This is a genomic window from Rahnella ecdela, assembly GCF_019049625.1.
In the GTDB taxonomy this organism is placed as follows: Bacteria; Pseudomonadota; Gammaproteobacteria; order Enterobacterales; family Enterobacteriaceae; genus Rahnella; species Rahnella ecdela.
The window spans coordinates 34,778-59,321 of sequence record NZ_JAFMOY010000121.1 but is presented as its reverse complement, the minus strand read 5'-3'; the positions used below and the strand labels follow the sequence as shown (position 1 = coordinate 59,321).

Genomic DNA, 24,544 nt, shown 5'->3' with positions numbered 1-24,544 from the left:
CTTTTTAACTGAGCTTTAAAGGAAATTAGCGCGCAATAAACAGCGGTTTGCCACTCATTTCAGCCGGAATTTCCATGCCCATCAGTGAAAGCATCGTTGGTGCGATATCAGACAATTTACCACCTTCAACCGCTTGCGCGTTTCCGCCGATATAGATTAACGGTACCGGCAGGCTGGTGTGCGCGGTATGCGCCTGACCGGTTGCCGGGTCGCGCATTTGTTCTGCGTTGCCGTGGTCGGCGGTGATCAGCAACTGGCCACCGACAGCTTTCACTGCATCCACAACCTGAGCAACGCAATTATCGAGTGCTTCAACGGCGCTCACCGCGGCGTCGTAAACGCCGGTATGACCGACCATATCGCCATTCGGATAGTTACAAATAATGGTGTCGTATTTGCCGCTGGCAATCGCGCCGAGGAGTTTTTCCGTCAGTTCAACCGAGCTCATTTCCGGTTGCAGGTCGTAGGTTGCCACGTTCGGGGATTTCACCAGAATACGGTCTTCGCCTTCAAATGAGTCTTCCATACCACCGTTAAAAAAGAAGGTAACGTGCGCGTACTTTTCGGTTTCTGAAATACGCAACTGTGTTTTGCCGTGCGCCATCAGCCATTCGCCGAGGGTATTTTTCAGCGATGCTGGTGGGTAAGCACAGGCGGCTTTGATGTCAGCGGCGTATTCGGTCAGCATGATAAAATCGCCGAAGTTAATGACTTTTTCACGGGTAAAGCCGTCGAAATCTGGGTTGATAAAGGCGCGGGTGATTTCACGGGCACGGTCAGCACGGAAGTTCATGAATATCATTGCATCGCCGTCATGGATCGCAGCAGATTCTTCACCTGCTGCCTGCAATACGGTAGGTTTCACGAATTCATCGTTTTCATCGCGGGCATATGCGGCCTGCAGACCTCCAAGTGCGTTATCAGCGGTGAACGCGCCTTTGGCCTGAGACATCAAATCGTAAGCCAGCTGCACGCGATCCCAGCGGTTATCACGATCCATCGCGTAATAACGACCGACGATGGATGCGATACGACCGGTACCAATTTGCGCGAATTTCTCAGAGAAGCGTTTAAGTGCTGCTTCTGCACTACGTGGCGGTGTATCACGGCCATCAAGGAATGCATGCAGATAAATCGCTTTCGCGCCACGACGGTGCGCCAGTTCTACCATCGCCATAATGTGATCTTCGTGGCTGTGAACGCCACCCGCTGACAACAGACCCATAATGTGAACCGCTTTGCCTGCGCTGATTGCGCGGTCAACAGCACCAGTCAGTACGCTATTATTAAAGAAATCGCCTTCTTTGATTTCTTTATCCAGACGGGTGAGATCCTGATACACGATGCGGCCCGCACCTAAATTGACATGGCCAACTTCGGAGTTGCCCATCTGACCGTCAGGCAGGCCGACATCCAGCCCGGAGGCGGCGATAAGCGTGTGCGGATTATTGGCCCACAGGTTATCCATCACCGGCGTTTTGGCGTTCAGAATCGCGTTATCTTGTTGCTCTTCGCGATGTCCGTAGCCGTCCAGAATCACCAGAACCATCGGTTTTTTGTTGCTCGACATGTCAATTGACCTCAGTTTAAAAGATGAAATGCTCAATAGGCTCGCCCGCTGAAATGGGATAAACAGGCGCGGCTAAAGGCATTTAAGCCGGCAGATTTTACCGCAGTGCGGGAAGTGAATAGCCGGAGGAGATCAAAGATGAGGTGAGGTGAGGGTTAACTTTCGGCATAAAGGCGTGTTAATTTTCCGAGACGTGCCGCAGATTGTGGCATTCGCCCGCGCTTACTGGCTGTAATTGCTCCGGCGCGCAGGTATACTCTGAAGCCTTGAATTTTCCCCCAACTGACGGGAGTTGCTACACCCCATGCAAGATATTATGCCGTTCATCAGTGCGCATCCGGTTCTCAGCCTAGCGTGGGTTGCGTTACTGATTGCAGTAATTGTGACCACCTTTAAAACACGTTTCTCTAAAGTGAAAGAGATCACCCGTGGCGAAGCAACACGCCTGATTAATAAAGAAGATGCCATCGTTGTCGATGTTCGCGCGCGTGAAGAATTCCGCAAAGGCCACATCGCTGAATCACAGAATGTGTTGTCTGCTGACATCAAAAACAACAATCTGGGTGAACTGACTAAACATAAAGCACAGCCAGTTATCGTGGTGTGTGCCACCGGACAAACTTCCCGTACTGCGGCTGAAGGCCTGATTGCTGCCGGTTTTGAGCGTGTATTCACACTCAAAGAAGGTATCAGCGGCTGGAGTGGTGAAAACCTGCCTTTAGTTCGCGGTAAATGACCTGCGGTAAAGAATTCGCTGTAAATATGACGTTCAGATAACCGCTACGGCACTAAATTCTACGACTCTGAGGTGGAACCCATGGCAAAAATTGAAATCTACACCAAGGCAACCTGTCCTTACTGCCATCGTGCGAAAGCTTTGCTCAACAGCAAAGGCGCTTCATTCGATGAAATCGCTATCGATGGTGATGCAGAAAAACGTGAAAAAATGATCGCCCGCAGCGGTCGTTCAACCGTTCCTCAGATTTTTATCGATGGACAGCACGTTGGCGGTTGTGATGATTTACATGCGCTTGATGCCCGCGGTGGCCTTGATCCGTTACTGGGTTAATAAAGGCGACTGCGGCTTTTCATTAAGTGTTTAAAAGGACTATTAACCCGAGGGTACTACTCACATGTCAGAACAAAATAACACCGAGATGGCTTTCCAGATCCAACGTATCTATACCAAAGACATTTCTTTTGAAGCGCCAAATGCGCCTCAGGTTTTCCAGCAAGACTGGCAGCCAGAAGTTAAACTGGATCTTGATACCGCTTCCAGCCAGCTGGCTGAAGGCGTATATGAAGTTGTCTTGCGTGTGACCGTAACTTCCTCCCTGGGCGACGAAACTGCGTTCCTGTGTGAAGTTCAGCAAGGCGGTATCTTCACTATCTCCGGTATCGATGGCAACCAGATGGCGCATTGCCTGGGTGCATATTGCCCGAACATTCTGTTCCCATATGCCCGCGAATGCATCACCAGCCTGGTTTCCCGCGGTACCTTCCCGCAACTGAACCTGGCACCTGTTAACTTTGACGCTCTGTTCATGAACTATCTGCAACAGCAAGCTGAAGGCGAAGGTGCTGAACCGCATCAGGATGCCTGATGAAAACCGTCAATGCGTCAATGACAGTGATCGGTGCCGGCTCGTACGGCACCGCTTTAGCGATTACTCTCGCCAGAAATGGCCATCCCGTTGTGCTGTGGGGACACAATCCCGACCACATCAATGCCTTACAACGTGCCCGTTGTAATCAGGAATTCCTTCCTGATGTTCCGTTCCCCGATAATCTGTTGCTCGAAACCAATCTGTCTGTCGCGTTAGCGGCCAGCCGTAATGTGCTGGTTGTGGTGCCAAGCCATGTATTTGGTGACGTACTGCGTCAGCTGAAACCCCATTTGCGGCCTGATGCGCGCGTGGTGTGGGCAACGAAAGGGCTGGAAGCAAAAACCGGTCGCCTGTTGCAGGATGTCGCGCGAGAAGAACTCGGCGATGCCATACCGTTAGCCGTAGTTTCGGGCCCGACATTTGCCAAAGAACTGGCCGCTGGCATGCCGACGGCAATCTCTCTGGCAGCAACCGATGCCACTTTTGCCGAAGATTTGCAGCAATTACTGCACTGTGGCAAAAGCTTCCGTGTTTACAGCAACCCCGATTTTATCGGCGTTCAGCTGGGCGGTGCGATTAAAAACGTCATCGCCATCGGTGCCGGAATGTCAGATGGTATTGGCTTTGGTGCTAATGCGAGAACCGCGCTGATTACCCGTGGTCTGGCTGAAATGACGCGTCTGGGTGCCGCTTTAGGTGCTGACCCCGCGACATTTATGGGCATGGCAGGCCTGGGTGATTTGGTGTTAACCTGCACAGACAACCAGTCCCGCAACCGTCGTTTTGGCATTATGCTGGGACAAGGCAAGGATGTTCAGACCGCTCAGGACACCATTGGCCAGGTTGTCGAAGGCTATCGCAATACCAAAGAAGTACGGGCTCTGGCGCAGCGTAATAACGTTGAAATGCCAATTACAGAACAGATTTACCAGGTGTTGTACTGCGGTAAAGATGCGCGTGAAGCAGCGATCAGTTTGCTTGCCCGTGCGAGCAAGGACGAAAAACACAGCCACTGAAAGGCGTATAAAGTATAGCCTCCTTGTCGGTATTCCCGACAGGGCGGCTTTTTATTACCCGAACTTGCAAAGTCGTAAGGAAAAGTGATGTCGCTAGAAGAATTAGAGCTGGTCTGGAATAACATTAAATCAGAAGCGAGAGCACTGGCTGAGTGTGAACCGATGCTGGCGAGTTTTTTCCATGCGACGTTACTTAAACATGAAACGCTGGGCGGCGCGTTGAGCTACATTCTGGCCAACAAGCTGGGTAATCCGATCATGCCCGCGATGGCTATCCGTGAAGTGGTTGAAGAAGCTTACCGCAACGACGAACAAATGATTTTGTCCGCTGCCCGCGACATTCTGGCAGTGCATCAGCGCGATGCGGCGGTCGATAAATATTCGACACCGTTGCTCTATCTGAAAGGTTTCCACGCGCTACAGGCTTACCGTATCGGTAACTGGCTGTGGAAGCAGGATCGCAAAGCGCTGGCGATTTATTTCCAGAATCAGATTTCAGTGTCATTTGGTGTAGATATTCACCCTGCGGCGCGTATCGGCTGCGGCATCATGTTTGACCATGCGACCGGAATTGTCATTGGCGAAACGGCTGTCGTTGAGAATGATGTGTCGATTTTGCAGTCCGTTACCCTCGGCGGTACAGGCAAAACCTGCGGCGACCGTCATCCAAAAATCCGTGAAGGCGTCATGATTGGTGCCGGTGCGAAAATACTCGGTAATATCGAAGTGGGTGCTGGCGCAAAAATCGGGGCGGGTTCAGTTGTGTTGCAGTCAGTTCCTCCGCACACTACCGCTGCGGGGGTTCCGGCGCGTATTGTCGGGCGTCCGGAAAGCGAGCGTCCTTCCATGGATATGGATCAGCATTTCAACGGTATTGCGCAGGGTTTTGAATTCGGCGACGGTATCTGACAGGTATTTCCGATGGCATGATTCTGCATGCCATCGTCTTCACTTCCACAACGCTATTCTTTCAGCAGTGCGCCCGGATATCCCAGCTGGCGCCAGGCTTCATACACAACTACCGAAACAGCATTAGACAAGTTCATGCTGCGGCTTTCTGCGAGCATTGGAATGCGGATTTTGTGCTGTGCAGGCAAATTATCCAGAATGGATGCCGGCAGTCCGCGGGTTTCCGGGCCGAACAACAGAAAATCATTATCCTGATAGCTGACGGCGCTATGTGCGGGTGTGCCTTTGGTGGTCAGTGCGAAAAGACGTTGCGGATTTTCGCTGCTCAGGAAGACGTCATAATTGGCGTGATGCTTAATATGGGCGAATTCATGGTAATCGAGCCCTGCGCGGCGCAGACGTTTATCGTCCCAGCCGAAACCTAAAGGTTCGATGAGGTGGAGCTGACATCCGGTGTTGGCACACAGGCGGATTATGTTGCCGGTATTTGGCGGGATTTCTGGTTCAAATAAAACGATGTTAAGCATGCGTCCCCCTGATAGAGGGACGCAGAATAGCAGAAACTTAACGCTGGTGCAGCGGCAGCCAGATAATCAAACGAAGGCCGCCAAGCGGGCTGTCCTCAGCTTTGACTTTGCCTCTGTGCTGCTGAACCGCGGTATCCACGATAGCCAGCCCAAGGCCGGTACCACCGGATTCACGGTCGCGCGCTTCATCTGTGCGATAGAACGGCCGGAAAATTTGTTCACGATCTTCCTCACTCACGCCCGGGCCATCGTCATCAACGGTGATGGTGATCCCTTCACTGTCGTGGGCGAAGTTCAGCGCAATGTGATGATGGGAATAACGCAGGGCGTTACGCACAATATTTTCCAGTGCACTGTCGAGCGCCGCAGCATTGCCGATAAGCTTCCACGGACCAGGCGGTGACGTAACCTCCAGAGTTTTGCCCATCTGTTCGGCTTCAAACTGCGCATCGTCAATCACACCCTCCCACAGTTCATTGGCTTTCAGGGTTTCGCGCGACAGCTCATTTTTATGCTGACTGCGTGATAACACCAGTAAGTCATTGATCATACCATCAAGACGTTGCGCTTCATTTTCAATGCGTTGCAGTTCTTTGCCTTCACCATGACGACGGCGCATCAGCGCGGTGGCCAGCTGAAGACGGGTCAGCGGAGTACGCAATTCGTGGGAAATATCAGAAATCAGGCGTTGCTGTGCTGTCACCATCCGCTCAAGTGCGCTGACCATCTGGTTGAAACTGGCACCGGTTGCGAGGAACTCCTGCGGCCCGGCTTCGAGTTCAGGATGCTGCTTGAGATTACCGCGTGCAACGTCATCTGCTGCGTTTTTCAACTTACGTGCAGGTTTCGCCAGGCTCCACGCCAGCCACAGCAACAGCGGGGCGCTGATGAGCATGGTGACGATGAGCAACAGTAGCGGGCGGTCGAACATCAGATTGATAAAATCAGACTGAGAACTGCTGGCTGGGCGCATCAGGTAAAGCTGATAGTTGTCTTCCCCGTCACGAACGGAGAAGGGCCCGACCATTTCCACCCGGCCATATTTTTTCTTTTTCGGACGATCGGAATTATCGGACTGGCCGATAAAGTTACGCACGATCTGCATTTCATTGCGCTGAGCGCCAATCACGCGCCCTTCGCTGGTGACCAGCAACAAACGCTGACCCGGCGGTGCCCATTTGTCGATAGCGCGGAACAACCTGCGCCACCACATCAAATCATTGGCAGGATCGGTCGCCAGCTCAGCTTCTACGTGCTGTTCAATCATCAGGCCCTGCCGTTGTTCGTTATCGAGCAACGGCGTAATCTGGCGTGAATCGAGTTTCGGCACCATCAATACCAGCATTAGCACCAAGGCTAATGTGAACCAGAAAATGGCAAAAATACGTGCCGTAAGGCTGTTTATCATGAAGCAGAAACCATCAGATAACCGCGTCCGCGCAAGGTTTTAAACCACGGATGTCCGTCCTGACGATCGGGCAATTTACGGCGTAAATTAGAAATGTGCATATCAATCGCACGATCAAACGGCGTCAGGCGTTTACCCAATACTTCCTGGCTCAGATGTTCGCGGGAAACGACTTGTCCGAGATGTTTTGCCAGTAAATACAGCAGGGTAAATTCCGTACCGGTTAAATCCAGCGCTTCGCCGTTAAAGCTGGCTTCCTGACGGCCCGGATTGAGCTGTAAGCCATCGACTTCCAGCGTCGGTGAACCGTTGTTCTCATTGGTTTGCTGCTGTTCGCTCCAGTTGGAACGGCGCAACATCGCCCGGATACGGGCAACCAGTTCGCGGTCATTAAACGGTTTTGGCAGATAATCATCGGCACCCAATTCGAGGCCAAGGACACGGTCTAATTCACTGCCGCGAGCGGTTAACATAATCACTGGCGTCTGGTGGCGCTGGCGTAATTCTTTAAGGGTTTCAATGCCGTTTTTCTTCGGCATCATCACGTCAAGTAACAGAAGATCGATGGTATTATCGACTTTCTCTAATGCCTGCTCACCGTCGTAAGCCACCACAACATTAAAGCCTTCCATTTCGAGCAATTCTTTCAAAAGTGAAGTCAGTTCACGGTCGTCATCAACCAACAAAATTTTATTCATTGTATTTACCTCTAGACGCAAAATACGTCATCAATTGCCGCTATTCCATGACTTTACGTACTTTTACAAGCACTGACGCTTGTTTGCAGCAGCAGGTTTAGACTGCTTTTCAATGATTCGCGATTAAGCGATAAAGACTTTAGGAGTATGTGATGTTTAAGGCAGCTTCATTCGGTTTGGCCACGCTTCTGACGCTGAGTTCAGGTGTCGTTTTAGCAGATGGCGCAAAACCAGTGTCGGCGATGCCAGCAGAACATGATAGCACGATGTTGGATAAGCCTCAGGAACGCAACACCATGTTTGATGGTGTAAATCTCACTGAGCAGCAGCGCCAGCAAATGCGTGACCTGATGCACCAGGCTCGTAAAGATCTGCCTCATGTAAATGTAGAACAGATAGAAACGATGCACAGGTTGGTTACCGCCGAAAAGTTTGATCAGGCCGCAGTTCGGGCACAAGCCGAATTAATGGCTCAGGAACAGGTGGATCGCCAGGTCGAAATGGCCCGCATCCGCAACCAGATGTTTAATCTGCTGACGCCTGACCAAAAAGATGTACTAAACCAGAAACACCAGCAGCGCATGCAACAGATGCGAATGCAGCTATCTGGCTTACAACCTTCTTCTGCCCAGAAGACGAGTAGTACCAGCACGACCGAGTAAGATCCCTGTTTTTCCTTGCCATAGACACCATCCCTGTCTTCCCCCGCCGAAAGGTGGGGTTTTTTTTGCCTTCAATTCGGGATGGGTTCCCAGAAGCGGAAATTAACAAGATGGAAATCTGCGCGTAACGTACTGGAAATATCTTGTAAAAGCCGTATGAATCAGTAAATTGCGAAGTACAGAGCAGTGTATGCGTATTCTTGCTGACTTGAATCAATTCAGCACCGGTGTTTTGTTATACTATAGGCTCAAACGCTAGTAAGCCCTTTTGGCTGCACAAGAAAAATTCGCCCAACAGGCTGGCTCAAGATTCTTAAGAAATTGCATCTACAAGTTCAGAGGTAGTCATGATCAAAAAAATTGGTGTACTGACAAGTGGTGGCGATGCCCCAGGCATGAATGCTGCGATCCGTGGCGTTGTCCGCTCCGCTTTATCTGCAGATTTGGAAGTCTACGGTATTGAAGATGGCTACCTCGGCATGTACGAAAACCGCATGCGCAAACTGGATCGCTACAGCGTTTCAGACATGATTAACCGCGGCGGTACTTTCCTGGGTTCAGCTCGTTTCCCGGAATTCCGTGACCCGGAAATGCGTAAAGTGGCGCTGCAGAATATGAAAGACCGCGGTATTGATGGCCTGGTGGTTATCGGTGGTGACGGTTCTTATGCAGGTGCAGACTTGCTGACCAAAGAAGGCGGCATCCGTTGTATCGGCCTGCCAGGCACTATCGATAACGATGTTGCCGGTACTGACTACACCATCGGTTTCTTCACGGCGCTGGGCACTGTGGTAGAAGCGATTGACCGTCTGCGCGATACCTCTTCTTCTCACCAGCGTATCTCTATCGTAGAAGTGATGGGCCGTTATTGCGGCGACCTGACTCTGGCGGCTGCGATTGCCGGTGGTTGCGAATTTATCGCTATCCCTGAAGTTGAATTCAAACGTGATGATCTGGTTGCTGAAATCAAAGCAGGTATCGCGAAAGGTAAGAAACACGCGATCGTCGCCATCACTGAGAAGTTAGATAACATCGAAGAGCTGGCCAAATACATTGAGAAAGAAACCTGCCGCGAAACGCGTGGCACGGTATTAGGTCACATTCAGCGTGGTGGTGCGCCAGTCGCTTACGACCGCATCTTAGCTTCCCGCATGGGCGCTTATGCTGTTGACCTGCTGCTGGAAGAAGGCCGCGACTATTCTCAGGGCGGTTTCTGCGTCGGTGTTGAAAACGAGAAAATGGTTCACGAACTCATCTCCGTTTGTATCGCGCCAGAGAACAAGAAAAGCAAATTCAAAGAAGACTGGTACGACACTGCGAAAAAACTGTTCTGATACAGTTAATTACGCTTTAGAAAGAACCTCCTCCTACGGGAGGTTTTTTTTCGCCTGTCGCTTGGTTATTCCATAAAGTAATAGAAAAAAACCTTTTATTCTTTATACGTTTCATTTTTATCTGGCACGCTCTCCTTAACGAACAAATAAATGAAATCCATAGAAACTATCTCGGGAGAGTACGATGCGTAAATGGGCGGTAGGTTTGGGATTACTGTTGGTGGCAACCGGAGCAATTGCCAAAGATATTCAGATTCTGAACGTGTCATACGATCCTACGCGTGAGTTCTATGAACAATACAACAAAGCGTTCAGCAAATACTGGCAGGCTAAAACCGGCGATACCGTCACCGTGCGCCAGTCGCATGGCGGTTCCGGCAAACAGGCAACCTCTGTAATCAATGGTATCGAAGCGGATGTGGTGACGCTGGCGCTGGCGTATGACGTTGATGCGATTGCCGAACGCGGCCGTATCGATAAAAACTGGATCACACGTTTGCCTGACAACTCCGCGCCTTACACGTCCACCATTGTTTTCCTGGTGCGCAAAGGCAACCCGAAACAAATTCATGACTGGAATGATTTGATCAAACCGGGCGTGTCGATTATTACGCCGAACCCTAAAACGTCTGGCGGTGCCCGCTGGAATTATCTGGCAGCATGGGGTTATGCCCTGCATCACAACAACAATGACAAAGCGAAGGCTCAGGATTTCGTGAAAGCTTTGTATAAAAACGTGGAAGTGCTGGATTCCGGCGCACGTGGCGCAACCAATACATTCGTTGAGCGCGGTATCGGCGATGTGCTGATTGCGTGGGAAAACGAAGCGCTGCTGGCGACCAAAGAAGTTGGCAAAGACAAGTTTGAAATCGTGACGCCAAGCGAATCGATTCTGGCAGAGCCAACGGTTTCTGTGGTTGATAAAGTGGTGGATAAACGCGATACCCGTAGCGTGGCGGATGCCTATCTGAAGTACCTGTATTCACCGGAAGGCCAGACTATCGCGGCCGAAAACTATTACCGTCCGCGTGATCCGCAAGTCGAGAAAAAATTCGCTTCTGAATTCCCGAAACTGAAACTGTTCACCATTGATCAGGTAGCAGGTACATGGGCACAGGCGCAGAAAGACCATTTTGCTACAGACGGTATTTTCGACCAAATCACCAAACGTTAATCGCCTTTCCAGGCAAGTCTTCCGAAGACAATAAAAAACCCCGGCATGCCGGGGTTTTTTTATGCGCAGAAGAAACAGGCTTACGCTTGTTTAGCTTCTGCAGCAGCTTTCACGATCACTGCGAAAGCATCAGCTTTCAGTGATGCGCCGCCAACCAGCGCGCCATCGATATCGGGCTGGGTGAACAGCTCAGCAGCGTTAGCCGCATTCACGGAACCGCCGTACTGGATGATCACTTGTTCAGCAACCGCAGCATCTTGTTTCGCAATGTGGTCACGAATGAATTTGTGAACGGCCTGAGCTTGCGCAGGAGTTGCAGATTTACCGGTACCGATCGCCCAAACGGGTTCGTAAGCGATGACTGCGCCTTCGAATGCTTTTGCGCCCAGAGTGTTCAGAACCGCGTCCAGTTGCTTAGCGCAAACGGCTTCAGTTTTGCCCGCTTCGTTTTCTGCTTCAGTTTCACCGATGCACAGAACAGGAGTCAGACCCGCTTCTTTCAGCACGCCGAATTTCTTCGCGATGAATTCGTCGCTTTCTTTGTGGTAAGTGCGGCGTTCTGAGTGACCGATGATGATGTATTGCGCGCCGATGTCTTTCAGCATGTCGGCAGAGATTTCACCGGTGAATGCGCCAGACAGGTTAGCATCAACGTTCTGAGCACCCAGCGCGATACGGCTGCCAGCCAGAGCGTGTTTAGCCTGTGACAGGTAAACTTCTGGTGGAGCAATCGCAACGCCACAACCTACAACTGTGCTCAGTTCAGTACGCAGAGCAGCAATCAGTTCGTTAACCATGTGGGTGCTGCCGTTAAGCTTCCAGTTACCCATCACTAATGGATGTCGCATGTTTTTTCCTCCAAAAGGGGACGCGAGTGTCGATTAAAATTTCTGCCAAATAAGCAGATTACCTGTGCAACAGTATAGAGATCATTGGACGTAAAGGCTTTGCTTTTTGTCATTAAAAGCCGTCATCTCACGGCTCAGCCAATGCCAGCTTGACCGGCTCCACGGCGAATGTCAGACCTTTTTCGCCATTGTCTGAAATCACAAAACGCACCGCGCCCACTTCCTGTTTATAAAACTGCTGACCTTTGCCTTTCTCAATCATCGACGTCACTTTCGCCACGCTTTGCGGCACCGAAAGTGTGGCATCAAACTGACGCATCAGGTTCGCCATGTAGCTTATCGCCAGCGTGCGGGCAGCTTTTTCTTCTGCGCCCTGGATCGGAAGATAGGTTATTTGTAGCGTTTTGATTTTGCCGGTGCCCTTTTCCAGCGCCGTCGAGGCGTAAAGATTTTCGTTAATCTTACTGGCGGCACGGGTCAGGGAGCTGTTCGGAGATTTATCGCTGATAGAACGGAATTCACCAATCTGCTGAGTCGGATTGGCTTCGTTGTATTTTGCGCGGAAATTGATCAGCGTTGTTTCAAAAGTTGGAGCACCAGCCAACAGGTAAGGTGCTTTGGGCATTTCTTCCGCGCCGGAGTGATCGGTCGGCGGATCGGCAAGCGCCGTGTTCTGGCACGCCAGCATCAGCAGCGCGGGCAGCACAAGACGTAATAAGGATTGAGCAACCGTCATAGGGCGTTTCTTATAAAAGTCATAGGGCGTTTCTTATTTTGTTTCAACAGACCGATTAAAGCGGGGAACAGGGGGTAATGTCAAAAGGAGAGCGTAAAGATTCTCGCCGCCGTTGCCTGTGGGTTACACTCCGCGTGATTTAACATTTTACTCCCATTGTATTTTACGGAACGGACTGTCAATGACGTTACAGCATGCACTGTTTTCTTTTAACGGCCGCCTGGGTCGTCGCGATTTCTGGCTCTGGATGGTCAGCTGGCTGATTCTGATGGTGGCAGATTTCTTTTTTGCCGCTCAGGAATGGATCACCTATCAGACTGCCGGTTTTGCGCTGGTAGTTTTACTGTGGCCGACCGCAGCGGTACTGGTGAAAAGATTGCATGACCGCAATAAATCCGCCTGGTGGGCATTGCTGTTTGTGCTGGCGTGGATGCTGGTTGCCGGTAACTGGGCAGCGGCGATGCCACAAACCTGGAGCTGGGTATTAGGCCGTCTGGCACCGTCGGTGATTTTTATCATGCTGATTATCGACTGCGGCGCGTTTGTCGGTACGCCGGGCACAAATCGTTTTGGCCCGGAACCGGACGACGTTAAATTCCGCTAGTTTTGCGGTCACAGATTTACCAGTAATGCTCGCTGGTCATATGGCCCGGCTTACGTTTGAGATGTTTGCGCATACCTCGTGTGTCTTTCAGGATTTGCTGGGTATCGCGCACCATCTGCGGGTTCCCGCAAAGCATCACGTGGCTGTCTTCGGCCAGCATCTTCAGGCCGACCGCCGTTTCCAGCGTGCCGTTTTCAATCAGCGCCGGTACGCGACCAGTCAGCGAGCCGGAAATTTCCTCGCGGCTGACCACGGTCTGAATATGTAATTTGCCTTCATAGCGACGCTGAAGCTGCTGCATCAGCGGCAGATAACTGAGATCGGCTGCGAAGCGCGCCGCATGAACCAGAACAATATTTTTGAACCGCTCCAGCCCGATCCCTTCCTGTAAAATCGACAGATAGGGCCCGATAGCCGTACCGGTTGCCAGCATCCACAACGTTTCACATTCCGGCACTTCTTCAATCACGAAAAACCCGGCGGCTTCTTTGGTGATATTAATTTCGTCTCCCGGTTGCATAACATGCAGGCGCGGGCTGAGTTTTCCTTCCGGCACATTGACCAGATAGAACTCCAGTTCGTTGTTGGACGGCGGATTGACATACGAATAGGCGCGCTGAACCCGCTCGCCATCAATATCCAGAGAGAGTTTGGCGAACTGACCTGCGGTAAAAGGATCGACCGGTGCATTGACCGTGATGCTGAACAAATTGTCTGTCCAGTGCTCAACTTTTTTGACTTTTCCCGTCACCCAATCAGCCATAAAACTCCCGTTGTTCCTGATTCATTCGTGAATACCGAAATTGAGGACTGATTTTATTTCAAATTTTTGGGATCCCTTATCGGTTAAATGTTATCAGCCTGTTCAGCTTCGGTTAGCCAGTCTCGATTTCCGTACACCCAGCGTTACACCGCTGGCTTGTCCTGCTGCCAGTCAGAGGACAGGAGAGTTCGCCGCGACCCTCGCTTATTCATCCTAATTTGTTAACTTATGCGCCGCCGCACATCCGGCAGTTTTACTGGTTATTTGTTCTGCACTTTTCCAACACTGTCTGATAATGAACTGAAAAATGAAAAAACTGGAAAACATTCACCTGCTTATAATGCTGATTTTGCTGGTTGCCGTTGGCCAGATGGCGCAAACCATTTATGTGCCAAATATCGCGGATATGGCAACCAGTCTGGCTGTAAAACCCGGCGCTGTGCAGCGCGTGATGGCAGCCTATCTGTTGACATACGGCGGCTCGCAGCTGATTTACGGACCGCTCTCCGATAATGTCGGGCGTAAACCGGTGATCCTGACCGGTCTGATGATTTTCCTGATTGGCGCGGGGGGCGCCATGATGTCGACCAGTCTGAATATGCTGATCCTGGCCAGTGCGGTTCAGGGGCTGGGTACCGGCGTGGCAGGTGTGATGGCGCGAACCATGCCGCGTGATTTATATAACGGTGGCGCACTGCGTCATGCCAACAGCCTGCTGAACATGGGCATTCTGGTCAGCCCGTTGCTGGCACCGGTCATCGGTGGCGCGCTGTCGGCGTGGCTGGGCTGGCGTGCCAGTTTTGGATTTTTGTTGATCCTGTGTGCGGGCGTGGCGTTTTCCATGTACCGCTGGTTACCGGAAACCCGTCCGGAATTCACGGCTGACAATCCGCCGCGCAAAATGCTCGGCAGCCTGCGCTTATTGCTGGCCGACGCCAATTTCAGCCGCTATCTGGTCATGCTGGTCGGTGCGCTGGCCGGTGTGGCGGTATTCGAAGCCAGCTGCGGCGTGCTGATGGGCGGCGTGCTTGGACTGAGCGGCGTGATGGTCAGTATCCTGTTTATCCTGCCGATCCCTGCGGCATTCTTCGGTGCCTGGTATGCCGGACGCACTGAGAAAAGCTTCCAGCAACTGATGTGGCATTCGGTCATCAGTTGTCTGCTGGCCGGTCTGGCGATGTGGATCCCGGGCTGGCTGGGCATTATGAATATCTGGACGCTGATCGTTCCCGCTTCGCTGTTCTTCTTCGGCGCGGGCATGCTATTCCCGCTGGCGACAACGGGCGCGATGGAACCTTTCCCGTATCTGGCGGGGGCGGCAGGTGCGCTTGTCGGTGGTTTACAGAATATGGGATCAGGTCTGGTGGCGTGGATGTCTGCCATGCTGCCGCAAACAGGTCAGTTCAGTCTGGGTTTACTGATGTTTGCCATGGCGGTACTGATTTTGCTGTGCTGGTGGCCAATGTCGAACCGTCATCAGGAGCAAGGCCACACGGTCTGATACCACATCCGGTCCCATAAAAAAGCAGAGCCTGAGCTCTGCTTTTTGTCTTTATCGTATCCTGTCAGATAATAAACTCGTGCAGCGCGGCGTCTTTACGGTCGAGATAATGCGTCGAGCGGATGCGGCGGATAGTACGAGATTTACCGCGGATCAGCAGCGTTTCGGTGGTCGCCATATTACCCTTACGGCTGATGCCTTCCAGCAGGTCGCCTTTGGTAATGCCGGTTGCGGAGAAAATCACGTTATCGTTGCGCGCCATATCATCGAGCAGCAGCACTTTACCTGCTTCAATCCCCATTGCCTGGCAACGCGCCAGCTCATCTTCGCCCATGCGGCGGTTTTCCGGCGTATCACCTTTCACGTGATGGCGCGCCAGCAGACGACCCTGCATATCGCCATCCAGCGCGCGGATCACCGCAGCAGAAATCACACCTTCCGGTGCGCCGCCGATACCGTATAAAACATCCACTTCGCTTTCCGGCATACAGGTCAGAATGGTTGCGGCCACGTCACCGTCGGGGAAGGCAAACACACGTACGCCTGATGCCAGCATTTCACGGATAGCGTCGTCATGGCGCGGTTTCGCCAGCACAGCGACAGTCAGTTCGGTAAGTGGTTTATCCAGCGCTCTGGCGATATTGACCAGGTTCTCAGCCAGCGTCAGGTTCAGAGCAATAGCACCTTTGGCCCCCGGCCCGACGGCGATTTTTTCCATGTACATGTCTGGCGCATTGAGGAAAGACCCTTTGTCGCCGACTGCCAGCACGGCCAGCGCGTTGGATTGGCCCATTGCGGTCATGCGCGTGCCTTCAATCGGATCGACCGCGATATCCACCGCATCGCCATTCCCGGTACCGACCTTTTCGCCGATATACAGCATCGGCGCTTCGTCGATTTCTCCTTCGCCAATGACAATAGTGCCGTCGATATCGACTTTGTTGAGCATGATGCGCATGGACTGTACAGCAGCGTTGTCGGCAAGGTTTTTGTCACCCCGGCCCAGCCATTTATAACCGGCGAGCGCGGCAGCTTCGGTTACTCGGGAGAACTCGATTGCTAATTCACGTTTCATTGGAAAGCCTGTAGAAAGAAAAAAAGAGGTCGGTGAGGCAGGGCTCATCTGTGGAGCGATTTTAGCACAACGGGGAATGGGCATAAAAAAACTCCCCATGCGGGGAGTTTCAGAAAGTGGTGTTGGCAGTAATCTCTGACGATTATTCGTCGTGATCTTCCCACGAACGAACGCGTGCCACCGCTTTTTGCCAGCCTTTATAGCGGACATTACGTTCCGTCGTTTCGATGCTTGGGCGGAATTCACGTTCGATAGTGGCTTTGCTGCGGACTTCTTCCAGATCGTTCCAGAAACCAACAGCCAGACCTGCGAGGAAAGCAGAACCCAGAGCGGTAACTTCCAGCACTTCTGGGCGCTCAACGCGGGTGCCCAAAATATCTGACTGGAATTGCATCAGGAAGTTGTTGGCAACCGCGCCGCCGTCCACGCGCAGGGATTGCAGACGTGCGCCTGAGTCAGCCTGCATAGCATCCAGAACGTCGCGGGTCTGGTAAGCGATAGATTCCAGCGTTGCGCGGATAATGTGGTTGCTGTTCGCGCCACGGCTCAGACCAAAGATTGCGCCACGGGCATACGGGTCCCAGTAAGGCGCACCCAGACCTGTGAAAGCAGGAACGACATAAACACCGTTGGTGTCTTTCACTTTAGACGCGAAGTATTCGGAGTCGGTTGCGTCGCTGATCAGTTTCAGTTCGTCGCGCAGCCACTGAATAGATGCCCCGCCAACGAACACCGCGCCTTCCAGTGCGTAGTTTACTTCGCCGCGCGGACCGCAGGCGATGGTGGTCAGAAGACCGTTTTTAGACGCAACCGCTTCAGTACCGGTGTTCATCAGCAGGAAGCAGCCGGTGCCGTAGGTATTTTTCGCCATACCCGGTTGTACGCAAAGCTGGCCATACAGCGCCGCCTGCTGGTCACCCGCGATACCGGCGATAGGAATACGTGTACCGCCTTTACCACCGATATTGGTCTGACCGTAGATTTCAGAAGAGGGGCGAACTTCCGGCAGCATTTCACGCGGAATATCCAGCGCTTCCAGCATACGGTCATCCCACTTCAGATCGTGGATGTTGAATAACATGGTACGTGAGGCGTTGGTGTAATCCGTCACGTGAACGCGTCCCTGAGTCATTTTCCAGACTAACCAGGTGTCGACGGTGCCGAACAGCAGTTCGCCAGCTTTAGCACGCTCGCGGGAGCCTTCAACGTTATCGAGGATCCATTTCAGTTTGGTGCCGGAGAAATACGGGTCAACTACCAGGCCGGTGTTGTGACGGATGTACTCTTCCATGCCGTCTTTTTTCAGCTTTTCACAGATGTCAGCAGTACGGCGGCATTGCCACACAATCGCGTTATAGATTGGTTTGCCGGTTTCTTTTTCCCACACAATGGTGGTTTCACGCTGGTTGGTGATACCGATACCGGCAATCTGATCAGAGTTGATGTCGGCTTTCGCCAGCACTTCAACCAGCACCGAGCTTTGTGAAGACCAGATTTCCATCGGGTCATGCTCAACCCAGCCAGATTTAGGGTAGATCTGGGTGAATTCGCGCTGTGAAACGCTGACGATATTGGCATCGTGATCCAGAACCACGGCGCGTGAACTGGTCGTACCCTGGTCGAGTGCGACAATGTATTTTTTTTCGTGAGTCGTATCTGCTGACATAATGTTCATCCTGCGAATAAGTAAGCTGTGGAACAGTTTAGCCGATCAGGCCTTACGCTGTTTGGTTGGCTGCGACGCTTTGTCTTCCACTGGCACATTAATCTGATGTGGCAGATGGCGACTAATCAACGCTTTATAACCGGCGGCACCCAGTGCAGCACCCACCAGCGGACCGAAAATTGGCACCAGGAAATAAGGGATATCGCGGGCACCAGTGAAGGCGACTTTGCCCCAGCCAGCGAAGTACGCGAAAAGTTTAGGACCGAAGTCACGAGCCGGGTTCAGTGCGAATCCGGTCAAAGGACCCATTGATGCACCGATAATCGCAATCAGAATACCGATTAGCAGCGGTGCCAGCGGACCACGCGGCAGGCCGTTACCGTCGTCGGTCAGGCCGAGGATCAGTGCCATCAGAACCGCGGTAATCACAGTTTCAACGAAGAATGCCTGCAATACGCTGATGTGCGGGTTTGGATAGGTCGAGAAAATACCGGCCAGATCCAGACTTTCGACACTGCCGCGCACCATGTTGTGGCTTTGCTCGAAATCGAAGAACAGATTGTAGTAAAGGCCGTAGACCAGTGCGGCGGCGCAGAAGGCGCCTGCGACCTGCGCGATGATGTAAGGCAGAACTTTGCGTCCTTCAAAGTTCGCGAACAAACATAGGGCGACGGTTACAGCCGGGTTCAGATGGGCGCCTGAAATTGCGGCAGTCAGGTAGATGGCCATTGCCACACCAAACCCCCAGACGATACTGATTTCCCACTGTCCAAAGGATGCGCCGGCTAGTTTCATTGCTGCGACACAGCCCGCACCAAAGAAAATGATTAGCCCGGTACCCAGAAACTCAGCGATGCACTGACCTTTTAATGTGGAACTCATGGTTTGGCTCATAGTTTGATCCTGCAAAGGATGATGTTAATGGTTAGTTATAGTTTTTCTATTATGTCGTACATGAACGTAATCGGATTTTGGCGTTCAACATTAAATGAGAACGTAATGTGAATTTATCGTTAACGAGCATAAACGAGAAATAGCGAAATCAAATTTTGTGTGTTGTGTCATAAAAATGAGCGATTTCGCGTATTGTCGGAACTTGATGCAGCGCAAAAAGTCCATGATTTAACATTTCACGGCAGCATTTGAACCAAACGAACATCCCGGTACATGGCATTGCGGAGTGTAAGGTTATTCGGTATTAAGGACGATTTCTGGTGAGTGACACCGCTTTTTAAGCATTTCCTGATACCCGGCCCTGTTAAATTGCAACAGACTGCGTGGATAAAGGGGTTCTGGGTAGACAGGGCAAAGCTGGCTACATACAATCACCCGTTAAGACACCCGACGTTTATACGAAATTCTGATTTGAATTTGTTATGAAAATCGGCGGAGTGCAGGAATTTTTGAGCCGTGTCCGGACGATGCGGCAGAACATAAGATGTGCGCCTTGCGAACATAAGGGGACCGAAAAATGTCATTTGAAGTATTTGAGAAATTAGAAGCTAAAGTTCAGCAAGCGATTGATACCATCACTCTGTTGCAGATGGAAATCGAAGAACTGAAAGAGCAGAACAACACCCTGTCTCAGGAAGTTCAGCAGGCCAGCGGCAACCATGAGTCTCTGGTGCGTGAAAATGCGCAGCTGAAAGAAGAACAACACGTATGGCAGGATCGTCTGCGCGCACTGTTGGGAAAAATGGAAGAAGTCTGAGTACTTCCGCCATTAAATGAAAAAGGACGCCAAGGCGTCCTTTTTTGTGTCTGAAAACAGTGGGTTATTCGATGTCGAGCGGATCTTCTGATAACACGATGCCGGTATTGTCGGCATACAAATGGTCACCAGAGAAGAAGGTGACGCCGCCAAAATTGACACGAATGTCGCTTTCGCCGATCCCTTCACTGCCTGCACCCGCAGGAATAGCTGCCATCGCCTGAATGCCGATGTCGAGCTCTTCCAGATCGTCTACCTGACGGACAGCACCGTAAATCACAATGCCTTCCCATTCGTTTTGCAATGCCTGGCGTGCCAGTCCGGCATCCAGCAATGCGCGACGAACAGAGCCGCCACCATCGACCACTAAAACGCGGCCACGGCCATTTTCTTCCAGCAGATCATAAAGCAAGCCATTATCTTCAAAGCATTTCACTGTTGTGATTTGCCCGCCAAATGAAGTACGGCCGCCAAAGTTGGAGAACAGGGGTTCGACGACATTCACTTCTTCATGGTAGATGTCGCAAAGTTCGGAAGTATCGTATTTCATAGGATTTCATCTGGTTGCTGCATGAGTGTTCAGTATATCCCTTTCCGGCAGATGTTGGCAAAATCATCAATTGTTAAATGTGAAAAGCGGCCCCATAAACGCACGTCAGGCCAACTTGTCTCAGTTCAGCAACAGACCTATTGCAAACAAGACGTTAGTCAGCAACGCCGCTTTAACCATATGTTCCAGCAGGGGACGTACCTCAGTGGACGTTTTAGCCTTCATCACCCGCATGACGTGGTTCGCCAGCATCGGAATGGCCAGAATAAACAGCCAGCCGGTCCAGTGATGCAAATGCACGGTGGAGAATATGGCCAGACACACGACAGCTGCCGTCAGAATAGTTGCATGATAGCGACGGGCATTCACCGGGCCGAGGCGTACTGCCAGCGTGTTCTTGCCATTCGCGCTGTCAGTTTCGATATCGCGCAAATTATTGATATTGAGTACGGCCGTGGAGAGCAAGCCAGTCGCCGTAGCGGGCAGCATGACAATCCAGTCGAAATATCCCGCCTGTAAATAGAATGTCCCTGCGACGCTTATCCAGCCGAAGAAAATCAGCACGGAAATATCGCCCAGCCCCATGTAACCGTAAGGGCGCGTGCCGACGGTGTAGGTGATAGCGGCGCCTATCGAAAGCAGGCCGAGGATCAGGAACCCCACCACGTCGCTTGGTTTGTGGCAGGCGACGGCAATCAGCGCAATCCCGCAAACAATGGTCAGCGCGATAGTCAGCATGATGGCGCGTTTCATCTGCGCGGCCGTAATCAGACCTTTTTGCATACCGCGCAAAGGCCCGACGCGATCGGGCGTATCGCTGCCTTTTTCGGCGTCGCCATAGTCATTGGCCAGATTCGACAGGATTTGCAGACAACCAGCGGTCAGCAGCGCCAAAAGGGCGGTTAACGGATGGAAAACGCCTTGCAGGCTGGCAATGGCAGAACCCATGACAATAGAGGCAAAAGCCAGGGGCAACGTTTTCGGACGCAGGCTTTCGAGCCACGCGCGGGCAGGCGTTGTCGGGGTGCAGGGAGTCATTGTGCTCATAGGTGATTTCGCTCAGGTGAAGAATCAGTCCGAAATCTAAAAAAATCAGGGAGGCAAACGCCTCCCTGAAGATCACTTTCGGAACGTATGAGCAAATTATAAGATAAAACGGCTCAGATCTTCATCAGCTACCAGCTGGTCAAGGTGGCTTCTAACATAATCTGCATCAATGTTTATGGAGATTCCGTTACTTTCACTCGCGTCATAGGAGATATCTTCCATCAGACGCTCCAGAACGGTATGCAGACGACGCGCACCAATATTCTCGGTGGTTTCGTTTACCTGCCATGCCGCCTCGGCAATACGACGGATACCATCAGCCGTGAAATCAATCGTCACGCCTTCGGTTGCCATCAGCGCTTTGTACTGATGTGTCAGCGAAGCACTTGGCTCAGTCAGGATGCGTTCGAAGTCTTCTGTCGACAGCGCCTGCAGTTCCACACGGATTGGCAGGCGACCCTGCAATTCAGGGATCAAGTCTGACGGACTGGCCGTCTGGAACGCGCCGGAAGCGATAAACAGAATGTGATCCGTTTTCACCATGCCGTGTTTGGTCGAAACTGTACATCCTTCCACCAGCGGCAGCAGGTCGCGCTGAACGCCTTCACGGGAAACGTCAGGACCGGAACTCTGGCCGCCGCGTTTACAGATTTTATCGATCTCATCGATGAACACGATACCGTGCTGTTCAACGGATTCGATAGCCAGCTCTTTCAGCTCTTCCGGGTTCACCAGTTTCGCCGCTTCTTCTTCAACCAGCAGCTTATACGCTTCTTTGATTTTCAGTTTACGCGGTTTCTGTTTCTGACCAGCCATGTTCTGGAACATGGATTGCAGCTGGTTGGTCATTTCTTCCATGCCCGGAGGGGACATGATTTCAACGCCCATTGGCGCAGCAGCCAGATTGATTTCGATTTCTTTATCGTCGAGCTGACCTTCGCGCAGTTTCTTGCGGAAGTTCTGGCGTGCGGCAGAAGGTTCCTGCGCTTCGTCGGACTGTCCCCAATTGTTTTTAGCAGGCGGGATCAGCACGTCGAGAATGCGTTCTTCGGCCATTTCTTCGGCGCGGTAACGGTTTTTCTCAATTGATTGCAGGCGCACCATTTTCACGGCGGAATCGGTCAGATCGCGGATAATCGAGTCCACTTCTTTACCGACATAACCCACTTCGGTGAATTTGGTTGCTTCGACTTTGATGAACGGCGCATTAGCCAGTTTAGCCAGGCGACGGGCGATTTCGGTTTTACCGACACCAGTCGGGCCGATCATCAGAATATTTTTCGGTGTGACTTCATGGCGCAGCGCTTCATCAAGCTGCATGCGGCGCCAGCGGTTACGCAAAGCAATGGCCACAGCGCGTTTCGCTTTATCCTGGCCAATGATGTAGCTGTCTAACTCGCTGACAATCTCGCGCGGGGTCATCTCAGACATAATTTTCGATCCTTACGCTTTAGAAGACAATTCTTCGATAGTTTGGAAATGGTTGGTGTAGATACAGATATCACCCGCAATGCTCAGCGATTTTTCGACGATATCGCGTGCGCCAAGCTCTGAGTTTTCCAGTAAAGCGCGGGCTGACGCTTGTGCGTACGGGCCACCGGAACCAATCGCGATCAGATCGTTTTCAGGCTGAATAACGTCGCCGTTGCCGCTGATGATAAGCGAGGCGTTTTCATCCGCCACGGCCAGAAGAGCTTCCAGACGACGCAACATGCGGTCGGTACGCCAATCTTTTGCCAGTTCAACGGCAGCTTTCACCAGATGACCCTGGTGCATTTCCAGTTTGCGTTCGAACAGCTCAAACAGCGTGAAGGCATCAGCCGTACCGCCAGCAAAACCGGCAATCACTTTATCGTTATAAAGGCGACGTACTTTTTTGACGTTGCCCTTCATGACGGTATTTCCCAATGTGGCCTGGCCATCACCACCAATAACGACCTTGCCGTTGCGGCGTACACTTACAATTGTTGTCACGAGCGGTTCCTCGTTGCAGACGGAAAAGATCCCCGCAGGTTTGCGGGACACTGAGCGTGTCTCACAAACTTACGGGGCATATTGAAAGTATAGATTGGGGGAGGATTACGGGTTTTCAACCCCCGGTTGCGACGGGAATGCAACCGGAGATGCCAGCACCTTTGAGGCGCGATAATGTGCTGTCAGCGCCAGAACGGCTGTTGTACGGGCCGATGACCACGCGACTCCAGCCACCGCCGGTAGTGATCCGGCCTTCAAAACCTTCGAATGCCAGCTTGGCGCGCTGGGATTCTGCCTGTTCAGACCCTTTGAACGAACCGCACTGAACCAGAAAGTGCTGGGTTTTTTCCTGCGCTTTCGGTTTCTCTGGCGCGACCTGCGTGATCGCTGCCGGTTGTTGCGGTTTCGCCGCCTCTTTCACCGGTTCTTTCACGGGCTCTTTAAACTGTGGTTTCGGTTTTGGCTGAACGGGTTGTGTTTGCACCTGAGCCTGCGGCGCACGTACCGGCTGAGTCTGCGGCGTGTAAGTCGGTTGTGGCTGGACCTGACGCGGCTGAGTTTGTACCGGTTGCTGTTGCTGAACCTGACGCTGTGCTGGGGCTGTGCGCGTTTGTGTCGCCTGATTTGGATCGTTATACGGCACTTCCGACAGTTGTGTCGGAGTCTGGCGCATATCGGCCTGCATTTGTTCGAGCAGCTGACGTTGTTCCGGCGTCAGTTGTGTTTTGGATTCGACCTGGCCGCCCGCCGTCGGTTCGGTTGGCGTAGTCACACCCATCTGGCGGTTTTCCAGCTCTTTGATGTAGCGCCAGCGTTCTTCAGGCTTAGGTGGCAATCCATTACCCGGACGGACAGCATGCGTCGGTAATACCGCCGCTTCTTCATGTTTATTGTGCGCAATAAAATAGAGGCCACCGACAAACACCACCAGCACCGCAACGGCTAACACCACCATGGTTTTGGAGATCGTTGGGGAACTGCGTTTTTTACTCCGGCTGGTACTTTTCCGCCGCGCTCCTGAGCGCCCACGGCTTACATAGTCTCTTTGTGCCACTATCGTTTCGCTGTGTCGTGATGAATAAAGAAGTGCGTCATGTTACTCAACCCTGAACATTTACTGAAATTAAAACTCAATTGCTGAAATTAAAATCACTGAACAGCATT

26 protein-coding genes are annotated in these 24,544 nt (G+C 52.0%); 11 read left to right on the top strand and 15 right to left on the bottom strand.

Annotation, left to right across the window (positions count from 1 at the left end; translation table 11 throughout):
• Nucleotides 1-25: 25 nt before the first annotated feature.
• Entirely contained in the window at nucleotides 26-1,570 is a 1,545-nt protein-coding gene (gene gpmM, locus J1784_RS09175) for a 2,3-bisphosphoglycerate-independent phosphoglycerate mutase (RefSeq protein WP_217148943.1), read from the bottom strand.
• A gap of 304 nt (nucleotides 1,571-1,874) precedes the next feature.
• On the opposite strand from gpmM, the gene J1784_RS09170 reads away from it, so the two are divergent.
• The 5 genes from J1784_RS09170 (at nucleotide 1,875) to cysE (ending at nucleotide 5,102) form a co-directional block, all read left to right on the top strand.
• Nucleotides 1,875-2,306, top strand: coding sequence for a rhodanese-like domain-containing protein (locus tag J1784_RS09170; RefSeq protein WP_015699203.1), 432 nt, complete (start codon nucleotides 1,875-1,877; stop codon nucleotides 2,304-2,306).
• A gap of 81 nt (nucleotides 2,307-2,387) precedes the next feature.
• Nucleotides 2,388-2,639, top strand: coding sequence for a glutaredoxin 3 (gene grxC / locus J1784_RS09165; protein ID WP_217148942.1), 252 nt, complete (start codon nucleotides 2,388-2,390; stop codon nucleotides 2,637-2,639).
• A 64-nt stretch (nucleotides 2,640-2,703) separates the two neighbouring features.
• Entirely contained in the window at nucleotides 2,704-3,174 is a 471-nt protein-coding gene (gene secB, locus J1784_RS09160) for a protein-export chaperone SecB (RefSeq protein ID WP_013577602.1), read from the top strand.
• The gene (gene gpsA / locus J1784_RS09155) at nucleotides 3,174-4,193 is read left to right on the top strand and encodes an NAD(P)H-dependent glycerol-3-phosphate dehydrogenase (protein ID WP_217148941.1); all 1,020 of its coding nucleotides are present in this window, start codon (nucleotides 3,174-3,176) and stop codon (nucleotides 4,191-4,193) included. Before secB ends, gpsA begins: the two co-directional genes overlap by 1 nt.
• Nucleotides 4,194-4,280: 87 nt before the next feature.
• Nucleotides 4,281-5,102, top strand: a complete 822-nt coding sequence (cysE, locus tag J1784_RS09150) for a serine O-acetyltransferase (protein ID WP_013577600.1) — start codon at nucleotides 4,281-4,283, stop codon at nucleotides 5,100-5,102.
• Nucleotides 5,103-5,155: 53 nt separating this feature from the next.
• On the opposite strand, the gene trmL is transcribed toward cysE, so the two are convergent.
• The 3 genes from trmL to cpxR are packed head-to-tail and all read right to left on the bottom strand — an operon-like array spanning nucleotide 5,156 to nucleotide 7,735.
• A complete protein-coding gene (gene trmL, locus J1784_RS09145; protein WP_217148940.1) occupies nucleotides 5,156-5,629 on the bottom strand; it encodes a tRNA (uridine(34)/cytosine(34)/5-carboxymethylaminomethyluridine(34)-2'-O)-methyltransferase TrmL in 474 nt (157 codons plus the stop codon).
• 37 nt (nucleotides 5,630-5,666) lie between these two features.
• Nucleotides 5,667-7,037: an envelope stress sensor histidine kinase CpxA gene (gene cpxA / locus J1784_RS09140; protein WP_120509356.1), complete on the bottom strand. Its 1,371-nt coding sequence runs from the start codon at nucleotides 7,035-7,037 to the stop codon at nucleotides 5,667-5,669.
• Nucleotides 7,034-7,735: an envelope stress response regulator transcription factor CpxR gene (cpxR, locus tag J1784_RS09135; RefSeq protein ID WP_120133127.1), complete on the bottom strand. Its 702-nt coding sequence runs from the start codon at nucleotides 7,733-7,735 to the stop codon at nucleotides 7,034-7,036. Before cpxR ends, cpxA begins: the two co-directional genes overlap by 4 nt.
• A 152-nt stretch (nucleotides 7,736-7,887) precedes the next feature.
• Between cpxR and cpxP the strand changes: the two genes are divergently transcribed.
• The 3 genes from cpxP to J1784_RS09120 all read left to right on the top strand — a co-directional run bounded on the left by cpxP (nucleotide 7,888) and on the right by J1784_RS09120 (nucleotide 10,905).
• Nucleotides 7,888-8,397, top strand: coding sequence for a cell-envelope stress modulator CpxP (gene cpxP, locus J1784_RS09130; protein ID WP_217148939.1), 510 nt, complete (start codon nucleotides 7,888-7,890; stop codon nucleotides 8,395-8,397).
• A 347-nt stretch (nucleotides 8,398-8,744) separates the two neighbouring features.
• Nucleotides 8,745-9,731, top strand: coding sequence for a 6-phosphofructokinase (pfkA, locus tag J1784_RS09125; RefSeq protein WP_112289334.1), 987 nt, complete (start codon nucleotides 8,745-8,747; stop codon nucleotides 9,729-9,731).
• A gap of 184 nt (nucleotides 9,732-9,915) precedes the next feature.
• Nucleotides 9,916-10,905, top strand: coding sequence for a sulfate ABC transporter substrate-binding protein (locus tag J1784_RS09120; RefSeq protein WP_217148938.1), 990 nt, complete (start codon nucleotides 9,916-9,918; stop codon nucleotides 10,903-10,905).
• 80 nt (nucleotides 10,906-10,985) lie between these two features.
• Here J1784_RS09120 and tpiA read toward each other — a convergent pair whose 3' ends face one another.
• On the bottom strand, nucleotides 10,986-11,753 hold the full coding sequence (gene tpiA, locus J1784_RS09115) for a triose-phosphate isomerase (RefSeq protein WP_217148937.1): 768 nt from the start codon (nucleotides 11,751-11,753) through the stop codon (nucleotides 10,986-10,988).
• Nucleotides 11,754-11,880: 127 nt separating this feature from the next.
• Entirely contained in the window at nucleotides 11,881-12,489 is a 609-nt protein-coding gene (locus tag J1784_RS09110) for a DUF1454 family protein (protein ID WP_217148936.1), read from the bottom strand.
• A gap of 181 nt (nucleotides 12,490-12,670) precedes the next feature.
• On the opposite strand from J1784_RS09110, the gene J1784_RS09105 reads away from it, so the two are divergent.
• A complete protein-coding gene (locus J1784_RS09105) occupies nucleotides 12,671-13,093 on the top strand; it encodes a DUF805 domain-containing protein (protein ID WP_113877620.1) in 423 nt (140 codons plus the stop codon).
• A 16-nt stretch (nucleotides 13,094-13,109) separates the two neighbouring features.
• Here the strand turns inward: J1784_RS09105 and fpr are convergent, their stop codons facing one another.
• Nucleotides 13,110-13,856 (bottom strand): ferredoxin--NADP(+) reductase, encoded by a 747-nt coding sequence (gene fpr, locus J1784_RS09100; protein ID WP_217148935.1) that lies wholly within the window; start codon nucleotides 13,854-13,856, stop codon nucleotides 13,110-13,112.
• Between the two features lie 307 nt (nucleotides 13,857-14,163).
• On the opposite strand from fpr, the gene emrD reads away from it, so the two are divergent.
• Nucleotides 14,164-15,357 carry a multidrug efflux MFS transporter EmrD gene (gene emrD / locus J1784_RS09095; RefSeq protein WP_217148934.1) on the top strand — a complete coding sequence of 398 codons (1,194 nt, stop codon included), beginning with the start codon at nucleotides 14,164-14,166 and terminating at the stop codon, nucleotides 15,355-15,357.
• A gap of 64 nt (nucleotides 15,358-15,421) precedes the next feature.
• Here the strand turns inward: emrD and glpX are convergent, their stop codons facing one another.
• The 3 genes from glpX to J1784_RS09080 form a co-directional block, all read right to left on the bottom strand.
• A complete protein-coding gene (gene glpX / locus J1784_RS09090; RefSeq protein ID WP_217148933.1) occupies nucleotides 15,422-16,432 on the bottom strand; it encodes a class II fructose-bisphosphatase in 1,011 nt (336 codons plus the stop codon).
• A gap of 142 nt (nucleotides 16,433-16,574) precedes the next feature.
• A complete protein-coding gene (gene glpK, locus J1784_RS09085; RefSeq protein ID WP_217148932.1) occupies nucleotides 16,575-18,098 on the bottom strand; it encodes a glycerol kinase GlpK in 1,524 nt (507 codons plus the stop codon).
• A 45-nt stretch (nucleotides 18,099-18,143) separates the two neighbouring features.
• On the bottom strand, nucleotides 18,144-18,992 hold the full coding sequence (locus tag J1784_RS09080) for an MIP/aquaporin family protein (RefSeq protein ID WP_217148931.1): 849 nt from the start codon (nucleotides 18,990-18,992) through the stop codon (nucleotides 18,144-18,146).
• Between the two features lie 577 nt (nucleotides 18,993-19,569).
• Here J1784_RS09080 and zapB point away from each other — a divergent pair.
• Nucleotides 19,570-19,809 (top strand): septal ring assembly protein ZapB, encoded by a 240-nt coding sequence (zapB, locus tag J1784_RS09075; protein WP_013577585.1) that lies wholly within the window; start codon nucleotides 19,570-19,572, stop codon nucleotides 19,807-19,809.
• A gap of 64 nt (nucleotides 19,810-19,873) precedes the next feature.
• Here zapB and rraA read toward each other — a convergent pair whose 3' ends face one another.
• The 5 genes from rraA to ftsN form a co-directional block, all read right to left on the bottom strand.
• Complete coding sequence (gene rraA / locus J1784_RS09070; RefSeq protein ID WP_104923992.1) at nucleotides 19,874-20,359, bottom strand: ribonuclease E activity regulator RraA; 486 nt, start codon at nucleotides 20,357-20,359, stop codon at nucleotides 19,874-19,876.
• A 120-nt stretch (nucleotides 20,360-20,479) separates the two neighbouring features.
• The gene (locus J1784_RS09065; RefSeq protein ID WP_217148930.1) at nucleotides 20,480-21,406 is read right to left on the bottom strand and encodes a 1,4-dihydroxy-2-naphthoate polyprenyltransferase; all 927 of its coding nucleotides are present in this window, start codon (nucleotides 21,404-21,406) and stop codon (nucleotides 20,480-20,482) included.
• A gap of 96 nt (nucleotides 21,407-21,502) precedes the next feature.
• The gene (gene hslU, locus J1784_RS09060) at nucleotides 21,503-22,837 is read right to left on the bottom strand and encodes an HslU--HslV peptidase ATPase subunit (protein ID WP_217148929.1); all 1,335 of its coding nucleotides are present in this window, start codon (nucleotides 22,835-22,837) and stop codon (nucleotides 21,503-21,505) included.
• A gap of 12 nt (nucleotides 22,838-22,849) precedes the next feature.
• Nucleotides 22,850-23,380 (bottom strand): ATP-dependent protease subunit HslV, encoded by a 531-nt coding sequence (gene hslV / locus J1784_RS09055; protein ID WP_120509343.1) that lies wholly within the window; start codon nucleotides 23,378-23,380, stop codon nucleotides 22,850-22,852.
• A 115-nt stretch (nucleotides 23,381-23,495) separates the two neighbouring features.
• On the bottom strand, nucleotides 23,496-24,434 hold the full coding sequence (gene ftsN, locus J1784_RS09050; RefSeq protein ID WP_217148928.1) for a cell division protein FtsN: 939 nt from the start codon (nucleotides 24,432-24,434) through the stop codon (nucleotides 23,496-23,498).
• Nucleotides 24,435-24,544: the final 110 nt, after the last annotated feature.